7 protein-coding genes are annotated in these 8099 nt (G+C 64.3%); 3 read left to right on the top strand and 4 right to left on the bottom strand.

Annotation, left to right across the window (positions count from 1 at the left end; translation table 11 throughout):
• A partial coding sequence (locus tag EN991_RS14310; protein ID WP_164769059.1) for an NmrA family NAD(P)-binding protein occupies nt 1-479 on the top strand: 479 nt, incomplete at its 5' end.
• A 141-nt stretch (nt 480-620) separates the two neighbouring features.
• The gene (locus tag EN991_RS14315) at nt 621-2177 is read left to right on the top strand and encodes a serine hydrolase (RefSeq protein WP_127368994.1); all 1557 of its coding nucleotides are present in this window, start codon (nt 621-623) and stop codon (nt 2175-2177) included.
• A 28-nt stretch (nt 2178-2205) separates the two neighbouring features.
• Here EN991_RS14315 and EN991_RS14320 read toward each other — a convergent pair whose 3' ends face one another.
• Nucleotides 2206-3141, bottom strand: a complete 936-nt coding sequence (locus tag EN991_RS14320; protein WP_063172626.1) for a hypothetical protein — start codon at nt 3139-3141, stop codon at nt 2206-2208.
• Between the two features lie 159 nt (nt 3142-3300).
• On the opposite strand from EN991_RS14320, the gene EN991_RS14325 reads away from it, so the two are divergent.
• Nucleotides 3301-4413 carry a KamA family radical SAM protein gene (locus tag EN991_RS14325; protein WP_127368995.1) on the top strand — a complete coding sequence of 371 codons (1113 nt, stop codon included), beginning with the start codon at nt 3301-3303 and terminating at the stop codon, nt 4411-4413.
• A 9-nt stretch (nt 4414-4422) separates the two neighbouring features.
• Here the strand turns inward: EN991_RS14325 and EN991_RS14330 are convergent, their stop codons facing one another.
• From EN991_RS14330 to EN991_RS14340, 3 genes are all read right to left on the bottom strand, one after another.
• Nucleotides 4423-5028: a 4'-phosphopantetheinyl transferase superfamily protein gene (locus EN991_RS14330; protein WP_127368996.1), complete on the bottom strand. Its 606-nt coding sequence runs from the start codon at nt 5026-5028 to the stop codon at nt 4423-4425.
• Nucleotides 5029-5075: 47 nt separating this feature from the next.
• On the bottom strand, nt 5076-5525 hold the full coding sequence (locus EN991_RS14335) for a GNAT family N-acetyltransferase (RefSeq protein WP_245460964.1): 450 nt from the start codon (nt 5523-5525) through the stop codon (nt 5076-5078).
• Nucleotides 5522-8099, bottom strand: a 2578-nt coding sequence (locus tag EN991_RS14340; RefSeq protein ID WP_245460965.1) for a Pls/PosA family non-ribosomal peptide synthetase, incomplete at its 5' end; no start/stop codon positions are given. The genes EN991_RS14335 and EN991_RS14340, both read right to left, overlap by 4 nt.

Below are 8099 nucleotides of genomic sequence, written 5' to 3' on the forward strand. Positions count from 1 at the left end.
ATACGGTGATCTACACCAATGGCTTCTTTTCGACATGGGTGGCGACGCTGGGCGATCTGATGCGCTTCGGCTCGTCGCCCTTGCCGCCCGAAGAGGTGACACTTTATGGCGACGGCAACGTGCCGGCGACGTTCGTCAGCGAGAAGGACATCGCCGCCGTGACCTTGCGCGCGCTGAACGACCCCAATGCCATCCGCAGCGAGATCCGCATCGCCCGAAACAAGATCACCCAGAACGAAATGATCGATCTGTGGCGCGGGGTGAGCGGCCGCTCGCCGCGCATCGTGCCTCAGAGTGCGGCGGAGCTTGAGGCGATGATCGCGTCAGCCCCCTGGCTCGGACTGCTGCGGGCATTCTGGATACGCGGCGAGACCGCGCTCGAGACGGCCACGCCGGAAGCCGGAGTGCTGTATCCGGAGCTGGCTTTCGAGACCATCGAGAGCGCCTTTGTTGCGATGGCGGACGCCGCTGGGCGATAGGAGCAGGAGCGCGGCGCTGAAGCTGACGTCGTCGGCGCGGCCGATGAATCCGGCTCGCGGCGTGAGCCGCCCGAGAAGGGCTGGTCTCACCCGTGCGGGCCTGTATCATGGTCATGTGAATTCCTGGGAGGAGGCTTGTGCATGCGGCTGAATCGGAATCTCTGTCAGTGGAGGGTTTGGGTCTTCATCGCCGCAATGGCGCTTTGGCCGCACGCGGCGCCGGCCGATAGCCTCACGCCCGAGCGCATCACTGCTGCCCTGTCGAAGCTCGAAGCGCTTGCCGAAGCCGCCGTCGCGGACGGTGCCGTACCCGGGCTCGCCATCGGCGTCGTGCGCGATGACGAGGTGATCTTCCTCAAGGGTTTTGGGCATCGCGAGGCCGGCAAGCCTGAGACCGTCGACGCCGACACGGTGTTCCAGATCGCCTCCCTTTCCAAGCCGGTTTCCGCCACCGTCGTAGCGGCGTTGGTTAGCGACAGGATCGTGTCCTGGGATTCGAAGATCGCCGATCTCGATCCGGCCTTCAGGTTGGCCGATCCTTATCCGGCAAGCCAGCTCACCGTCCGTGACCTGTTTTCGCATCGCAGCGGGCTTCCAGGCACCGCCGGAGACGACCTCGAGGACATTGGCTACGACCGCGTCGAGATCCTGCATCGCCTGCGGTTCGTGCCGCCATCGTCGAGCTTTCGGGCCGGGTATTCTTACAGCAATTTCGGATTGACAGAGGGTGCCGTGGCAGCCGCGACACCGACGGGAAAGCCCTGGGAGCAGGTCGCCGAGGAGAAGCTCTACCGTCCGCTGAGCATGGCCTCCACGAGTTCCCGCCATTCGGACTTCGTCAAGCGAACCAACCGCGCCGCGCTTCACGTCAAGGTCGATGGCGCCTGGGCAGCGAGGATAGAGCGCGATCCGGATGCGCAGGCGCCCGCCGGCGGCGTCAGCTCTACGGCACGTGACCTCTCGCAATGGGTGCGCCTCATCCTCCACAACGGCGTTTATGCCGGCAAGACACTGATTGCCGCCGATGCGCTAAGCCAGACGCATGTTCCGCTGATAGCGCGCGGCAACAATCCCGTCTCCGGCGGCGCATCGTTCTACGGCCTCGGCTGGAATGTCGAATTCGGCCGACACGGCCTGAGCTGGGGCCACGCCGGCGCTTTCAGCGTCGGCGCGCGTACCCTGGTGACAGTCTTCCCAAAGGAGAAGTTGGGCATAGTCATCGTCGCCAACGCCTTTCCGACTGGCCTGCCGGAGGGATTGTCCGACAGCTTCGCCGATCTCGTCTTCGACGGTAAGGTCGAGAAGGACTGGGTCAAGGCGTGGAATGATATCTATGCGGGCCTGTTCGGTCCGGCGGTCGCGGCGGCCAAGGCCGCCTATGCCGCGCCGCCGTCTCCGTCACGGCGAGCCGGGCCGGGCAGTGTCTATGCTGGCCGGTACGCCAACGACTTCATCGGCGACGCGATTGTGTCGAAAGCGGGAGACGACCTTGTACTCAAGGTAGGCCCGGCCGCCGGCCGGTCCTATTCATTGAGGCATTTCGACGGTGATCTTTTCCTGACCTTCCCCGACGCGGAGACGCCGGACAGCCCCTCGGGTGTAAGTTTCGTGGTCGGCGCTGACGGCAAGGCGTCGGCCATGACTGTAGGTTTTCTCGACGACAATCATCTCGGCACGCTGCAACGTGTGGGGGACTGACTTCCAAATCGACCGGTCCCGCCGGGAGTCAGGATGCCGGGCCGTATCGGAGCAGTTTGAAGCAATCGCCGTTGCCCGATTTCGTCTGTGCCAGCGAGGGCTTCGATCTGTCGATCCATTCCTGATGTGACCTCGCGTCGGCTTCGATCGCCTCGACCGGTGCAAGACTGACAAAGCTGCGTCCGTGGCTGAGAAGCCAGCACGCACGGCCGAGAAATCGCCTGCTGCGCTGGCGCAAGAGGTCGGCATCGTAGAAGATGTCGAGCACCTCGTGCTTGATCTTGCGCTCGGTTTCAGGATTGGCGATCGCAACCTCGATCGGCTCGCCGCCGATCGCATCCTGCAGGTCCTTGTAGTCGAGGGTGAGTTGGGTGATGGCATATTTGATCTCGCTCTCGTCGCGCACGATGTCGAACCATAGCGTCGGATCGAGCTGGTTGACGACGAACGACGACTCGAAATCGCGCGACAGGTTGAGGATGTCGAAGTCCCGGATGTCGACGTCGCGCTCAACCAGCAGGATTTCGCGGATCTGCTTGCCAAGCTCCGCTCCCTGCGCGCCGATGGCGGCGTTGGTTCCACCAAGTTCGGGACTAACGTAGGCCCCGCCGTCATCCAGCAGCGCGTCGAATTCGCCAAGTGACTCGACGAGGGGAGCGCCGCGAGCGATGCGCGCCGCCAGCTTGGCCAGAACCTGCTGGAGATCCGTTTCGCGTCTGCGCTGGTCCTGGTAATTCTGCTGGAAAAAGAAGATGAACAGCGACACCCCGATGCCGATCAGGATCACGCCCAACTGCGAGAAGATGTTACGGTAGTATTCCAGCAGCTTTTCGCGATGACGCACGTCGTCGCGCACACTGTGGGCGACGCGCAGATTGACGATCAGCGACAGGATGAGCAGCCCAGTACCGACGAGGATGAGGCCGCCGATGAGCAGGTAACCATGGCCTGTGCTGAAATCCATTCGTTTTCCCTGAAGCCCAGACTGCGCAGAATAGTGCCATTTTGGCTAAATACCTACGGATTTGCGGGCGGTGGATTTGATGGCGGCGACCACCCCAGAAGGTTGACCCGCCTGGCCATCCGGCCGATAGCTCCGCCAGAAACTGCCCCGAGAACCCTGATGACTTCAGACACGAACCTCCACGATGCACGCTCCGCCGATCCTGACACCGCCTGGCAGGCGGACGTCCGCGCCGGGGTGCGCCACGTCCGCGACCTTGACCGCCTCCCGCTGTCGTCAGCCGAGCGCGCAGCCGCCCAGGCCGCGGCGGCGAACCATAAGGTGCGCGCGCCCAAAGCCTATCTCGACCTGATCGACTGGAACGACCCGGCTGATCCGATCCGGGCGCAGGTCATCCCCTCTCCGCAAGAACTGGAGGAAGCGGAAGGCGAACTCGACGATCCGATCGCCGACCATGACTTCAGCCCGGTGCCGCGCTTGACGCATCGCCATGCCGACCGGGTGCTGCTGTTCCCGACCTATCAATGCGCGGTCTATTGCCGGTTCTGCTTCCGCAAGGAATCTCTGACCTCGATCGGCAGGGGCTATACGCGCGAGGCGCTGGAGCCGGCGCTGGCCTATATCGCCAAGCATCCCGAAATCCGCGAGGTGATCCTGACCGGCGGCGATCCGCTGTCGCTGCCCGACAAGGCGCTGGCCGAAATCCGCGCGCGCATCGAAGGGATCGCGCATGTGCGGCTGCTGCGCCTCCACACGCGCGTTCCGGTGGCGCTGCCGTCGCGCATCACGCCGGGGCTGGTTGCGGCCCTGCAGGGCCGGCTGATGGTCACCATCGTCACCCATTTCAACCACGCGCGGGAAATCACTCAGGCCACGGAAACCGCCTGCCGCACGCTGCGGCAAGCCGGCTTCGTGCTGCTCAACCAGAGCGTTCTGCTCAAAGGCGTCAACGACAGCGTCGAGGCGCTGGAGGAGCTCTGCCGCGAGCTGATGTATCGCCTCGGCGTCAAACCCTATTACCTGCACCATGGCGACCTCGCGCGCGGCATGGCGCACCGGCGCACGACGATTGCGCAGGGGCAGGCGCTGACCGAAGCGCTGCGCGCGCGACTTTCGGGCATCTGCAACCCCGTCTATGTGCTCGACCTGCCGGAAGGCGGCGGCAAGGTGCCGATCGGGCCTTGCCATGTCGAGGGACGGGACGGCGAGAACTGGCGGCTGCGCGGGCTGGATGGCGAGGTGAGGGCGTATACGGAGATCGTTGGCGAATAGGACTGCGCGCTAACCCCTGTCTTTCTCGACAAACGCCAGCACCACCACGCGCGGGGCAACGCAGTAGGCGAGCCTGGCCTTGCGGCCTGTCTTCGTCGTCGCGCAGCCTGCGTTCAGGTCGACGGTGATGTCCTCATAGCCCAGCACCTCGCGATCGAGCGGATAGACGGCCTTGTAGACGGCTTCCTTGGCGGCAAAAAGGATGCGGCCGGCAAGATGCCGGTCGGCTGCGTCGGTGCGGTCCGCGGGTGTTGTCACGAGCGCCAAAATGTCATCCGGGAGAGGCTGCGCGGGCTCGACGTCGATGCCGAGCGAGGCGATATCGCCAACCGGTGCAACCGCCGCTACCGCCATGTCGTCGTCGTGCGCGAGCGAACCCATTATTCCCTCGGGCCAGACCGGCGCGCCGGACGGCATGCGCAGGATGGCGACGTCGCCGACGCCAAGCTCCGCCAGCAGTCCGTGCGCGATCCAGCGGGCCGCGCCGCTGGATCGCCGCATGCCAGGCTGGCGCGCGGGGATGGAATGCGCTTCCCCAGGCAGCAGATGGGCTTCATCGCCTTCGCGGATCAGGCGGCATCCGATCCGGACACCGCTCGGCGCGATCGCGGCCATAGCCTCCAGCAGGGTCGTTTCCTCCGATGAATTCGCAGCGGGCGGCGTCAACGATCGACCATCGGCAGGACGGCGATCATTTCTCCGTCCTCGTCGATGCCTTGTTCCACGAAGCCGGCGCCGCGATAGAGGTGGCGCGCGGCCTCGTTCTCGGGCTCGTAGCAGATCGAAACCTCCCTGATATGGTCGAGATTACCGATCTCGTCGAGCAAGGCGCGCAATGCGGCCTTGCCATAGCCTTTGCCCTGGTGGGCGCGGTCGATCATGAAGCGGTAGACCAGCGCCTCGTTGTCCGACGCATCGTACATCAGGAAACCGACGACACGGGTCCCGGCCATGATGGCGCGCGGCCGCGCGTCTTCATCGGTTTCGGCTTCTTCGAGGGACTCCGAATTGCCGGCGACGAAATCCCTCTGCTCCGGAGCCAGTTCCAGGGCCGCGACCAGGGCGCGGTTGGCCCTGGTCACGGCAACGAGACGGGTGTCCTCGGTGTTCAAGCCGATGCCTTGGCCGAGGACTCGGTGATCGGCTCGACGAAGCGATGCAGCTTGGCCGGGTTGCCGCGCCATATGGAGTTGGGCTCCAGCTCTTCGCCCTTCATGACGAAGGAGTCGACATCGACCACCGAGCCTTCGCCCATGACGACGCCGTAGTGGACAAAGGCGGAGGGTCCGAGCGTGCAGCCCTTGCCGATGCGGATGAAGTCGGACTTGAAGGCGCCTTCCTCCAGCGAATGGGCCTGGATGACGCAGCCCTCGTTGAGGGTGGCGTCGTCGCCGATCTCCACCAGCGAGCGTTCGGTCAGATTGCTGCCGCCGTCATAGACACGGCTGCCGATCCTGACGCCCAGCATGCGCAGGATCATCGGCCGGAATGGCGTGCCGGCGAACAGCCGCACGATCGGCGAATCCGCCAGCTTCCAGTGGCGTTCATGACGCCAGAACGCCACGTCATAGATCGTCGTCATCTGCGGCTTCAGCCTGCCGAAACCAAGACTTGCCCGTTCCACGAAGATGTAGAAGGGAATGGTGATCGCCGAGGTCAGGAGCACGGCGACGAACAGTGCGACTTCAGCCCATTCGGTATAGTAGTTCAGCGCCCGGTCCCAGATCGCCAGCGTGGCGAACAGCATGACCCATTGCGTTGCCACGAACAGCAGGATCGTCACCAGATTGTGGCGGTTCTTCAACGGGATGCGCCGGCGCCGGTCGTCCTCGTCGATGCCGGCGATGAGTTCCTTGTCGCGGTTCACCATGCGCGGGATTTCAAAGGCAGGCGAACCCAGAAGCCCGACATTCTCGCGCAGCGGCCCGTCGATGGGGATCATCACCTTGGTGCCGAGCAGGACGTTGTCGCCGGTGCGGCCGTCCGGCGGATAGTAGATGTTGTTGCCGAGATAATTGCGCTCGCCGATTCTCGTCGGCTCGAGCCTGAAGGCGGCGGCGGATTTGTGCATGTTGATCATGAACAGCCCGTCCGACACCATGGTCTCGGTGCCGATCTCGCACAGAAGCGGGTTTTCGTGCTGCTGGTTGGAGCCGAAATTGGAGCCGGTCTGCACCACCTTGTTGAGGTTCCAGCCGATCGCTCGCATGTAGTGCACGATGGCAGAGCTGTCGCCGGCCAGCAGGCCGAGCACGCGCGAGTTGCTGGAGAATTCAGCGACGGTCTGCAGCCAGTAGCGGAAGCCGTACAGCGTGTAGGTGCGGCCTGGCTTCAACAGCAGGCTGACCAGGCGCGGCACCAGCGTCGCCGCCAGGAAGGATGCGGCCATGTAGCCGAACAGCGTCACCGTGGTGCCGATCGCGACGACGCCGATGGTTTCCTGGTAGTCGTCGCCGACATTTTCCCAATAGCTGTGGAACAAGAGCGGCAAGGGGGTGACGATGGCAAACAGGCCGATCAGCTGAACCGCTTCGAACAGGAAGCGCCGGATGTTGGACGGATCGACATTGCGCACCTTGCAATAGTCGGCCGTGGTCGGCACGGCCGGCGAGCCATGCCAGCGTTCGCCGTCGGGGATGCTTTGGCCGCGGTGCAGCGAGGACGAATGGCCGAGCTGGGCGCCGTCGCCGATCCTGGTGTCGATGTCGAGCGTCGAACCGACGCCGACAAAGGCATCGCGGCCGATGGTCAGCGGCCCGGTGTGGATGTAGCCGGACTGCGCCCGGAAACCGAGGATCATCGATTCCTTGCGCAGGATGGTGTTGGCGCCGATCGAGATGAGATCGGTGCAGACGGGCACGGATTTCGATTCGATGACGGCGTTCTTGCCGAGCCTGGTGCCGAGAAGCTGCAGGTAGATGCTGTAGAGCGGGCTGCCGCGGAACAGCACGACGGGCGCGGTGCGGATCAACGTCTTGACCACCCAGAAGCGGAAGTAACGCACGCCCCAGATGGGAAACGCCTCCGCCTTCCAGCGGCCGACCAGCACCCATTTGGCGAGGACGGCAAAACCCGACATGCCGAAGAACACGGCGGCCGAAAGCGCCACGCACCTGATGTAGAGCTGCAGCGGATCGTCGAGCGCGTCGTACATCCAGTTGAGGCCGCCATTGATCGCCCACAGGGCGCCATAGCTGTAGAGCCCGTAGAACATCAGCTGTGCGGCGCCGCAGGTCCAATAGGCAAGATTGGAGGCCCGCCGCGTGAGGACGGGCTCGTTGGTGGCCGTCGTCATCTCGTCCGCTACGCCCAGATGCAGCGCCAGCCGCGCCACGGTCGGGTGGAGGTAGATGTCGCGCATCGACGCCGTCGCCCATTCCTTCCTGGTGCGCACACGGGCGCAGAAATGCGCCATCAGCAGCGAGTTGGCGCCGAGATCGTCGAAGAAATTGTCCTCGACGGACACTTCGTCGAATTTCAGCACCGCGGCCAGCGCGTCGGCCAGGAAACGCTCGTCGTCATTGCTGGGCGCGACCATGGCGCGATCGCCCGAAAGCCGCACGCTTGTCGGCTTCGGCAGCTGGCGCAAATCCACCTTGTTGGAAACGGTCATCGGGATCGCCGGCAGCTCCTCCAGATAGGAGGGCACCATGTAGTCCGGCAGCCGCCGCTTCATCGTCCTGGCG

Origin of the sequence: Mesorhizobium sp. M7A.F.Ca.US.005.03.2.1 (assembly GCF_003997795.1) — a bacterium.
Taxonomy (GTDB): domain Bacteria; phylum Pseudomonadota; class Alphaproteobacteria; order Rhizobiales; family Rhizobiaceae; genus Mesorhizobium; species Mesorhizobium ciceri.

Excerpts from the sequence above, each read along its gene's own strand:
- EN991_RS14325 (WP_127368995.1), top strand. The coding sequence starts at position 3,301 with ATGACTTCAGACACGAACCTCCACGATGCACGCTCCGCCGATCCTGAC.
- EN991_RS14320 (WP_063172626.1), bottom strand. The coding sequence starts at position 3,141 with ATGGATTTCAGCACAGGCCATGGTTACCTGCTCATCGGCGGCCTCATC.
- EN991_RS14315 (WP_127368994.1), top strand. The coding sequence starts at position 621 with ATGCGGCTGAATCGGAATCTCTGTCAGTGGAGGGTTTGGGTCTTCATC.
- EN991_RS14330 (WP_127368996.1), bottom strand. The coding sequence starts at position 5,028 with ATGGCCGCGATCGCGCCGAGCGGTGTCCGGATCGGATGCCGCCTGATC.